This window comes from Phormidium sp. CCY1219, assembly GCF_055795085.1.
This window is the reverse complement of the sequence record NZ_JAYFEQ010000211.1, coordinates 1-1581: the sequence shown is the minus strand read 5'-3', so window position 1 is coordinate 1581 and position 1581 is coordinate 1. Positions and strand designations below refer to the sequence as shown.

Genomic DNA, 1581 nt, shown 5'->3' with positions numbered 1-1581 from the left:
GGGGGGCTAGGGGGGATAAACCGGGGCTAGAGGGGATAATCCAATTCCCCCCTTTCAAAGGGGGGCTAGGGGGGATAATCCGGTTCCCCCCTTTCAAAGGGGGGCTAGGGGGGATAAACTAGAGGGGATAAACTCACCAATAGAATAACAAACCCCATCAAAACAATTCATCACCTCATCATTGGTAAAACGTACCACCTGCAAACCGTAACCTTCTAAAATTTGAGTGCGTTTTTCGTCATAAATCATCCCATCTTCGGTAAAATGAGTATCCCCATCGACCTCGATAACCAACTTTAATTTGGCACAATAAAAATCAACAATAAAATTATCAATTGGTTTTTGCCGCCACACTTTAAAAGGAAACTTCCTTAAATACTGCTGCCATAGCTTGCGTTCTGCTGGGGTAGGGTTTTTTCGCATTTCTTTTGCTCGTTCGACAAGGGAGGGATTATAGGGGAGAAAATAGCGTCCCTCTTTTAATTGAGACATGATTTTGGGGGCTGGTAAAGTTTTAGTCCTATTTTATCCCCCCAAACTCCCCTTTGGAAAGGGGGCTTTTCCCTCAAACCCCGCGCATGGAACGCCACTCCGCTTCGGATCATCCCCCCAACCCCGCGAATAGAAGGGGGCTTTTCCCTCAACCCCGCGAAGGGAACGCCACTCCGCTTCGGATCATCCCCCCAACCCCGCGAATAGAAGGGGGCTTTTCCCTCAAACCCCGCGAATGGAATGAAAGGCATAAACTTATCAGAATAAGTTAGAATATAAGCTAATACCAGCGCCCTAGCAACCCAACAGACTTATGGCTTCAACCCCGTTACACCTTAACGACGAGCGTCAGGTCTCTAATCACAAAAGGATAAATAGGCGACGGACTTTTGCCCCAACCAGAGAAAAAGAGTTGGCCAATGAAGGAAAAATAAATCGATCTCGTATCGCGTAGCGATACGAGATCGATTTATTTTTCCCAAATTTTTCCGACGATCTTTTTTGGCAGCTTTGGCAACAGCATGAAGATTATTTGTATCGGCGCTGTCTCGAGTGGATGAATGGCAACCCCACTGAGGCTGAAGATGCCTTGAGTACGGCTATGCTCAAGGCGAAGGAAAAGATGGCACAATGGGTGGGAGCAATTGATAATGTGAAGGGGTGGCTGACTCAGTTGACTCGGAACCTCTGCATCGATATTCACCGCAGACGCAGAACTCAAGCGGTGGAGAGTCTGGAAAATATAGAAAATGTAGAAAATATAGAAGTTTTGAGGAAGTCTGGGGAATCGGAAACTCCAGAAAGTTTCTTAGAAGCAGAGGAGGAAAAAATTGTTGTCCGTCGGGCGATCGCTCGTTTACCGAACCGACTGCGGGAGACCTTTCTCCTGCACTTCAAACGCGAACTTTCTTATCAAGAAATTGCGGATCGACAGAATATTTCTTACGCCAATGTCCGCAAGCGCGTTTCCCAGGCGCGAGGAATTTTGAAACAGGTATTAAGGGAATATTTTGTTTTATCCCCCCAACCCCCCTTGGGAAGGGGGGCTATTGAGGTTTTATCCCCCCAACCCCCCTTGGAAAGGGGGGC

The 1581-nt window shown here is 47.4% G+C and carries 2 protein-coding genes; one reads left to right on the top strand and one right to left on the bottom strand.

Features of this window, described 5'->3' with window-relative positions:
- Positions 1-93: 93 nt before the first annotated feature.
- A complete protein-coding gene (locus AC0QH1_RS01685; protein WP_324629021.1) occupies positions 94-492 on the bottom strand; it encodes an endonuclease domain-containing protein in 399 nt (132 codons plus the stop codon).
- Between the two features lie 532 nt (positions 493-1024).
- Here AC0QH1_RS01685 and AC0QH1_RS01680 point away from each other — a divergent pair.
- On the top strand, positions 1025-1581 hold a 557-nt coding region (locus AC0QH1_RS01680; protein WP_324629020.1), incomplete at its 3' end, for an RNA polymerase sigma factor.

Bases quoted from the DNA above. Each gene is read 5' to 3' on its own strand.
- AC0QH1_RS01685 (WP_324629021.1), bottom strand. From the start codon at position 492: ATGTCTCAATTAAAAGAGGGACGCTATTTTCTCCCCTATAATCCCTCC.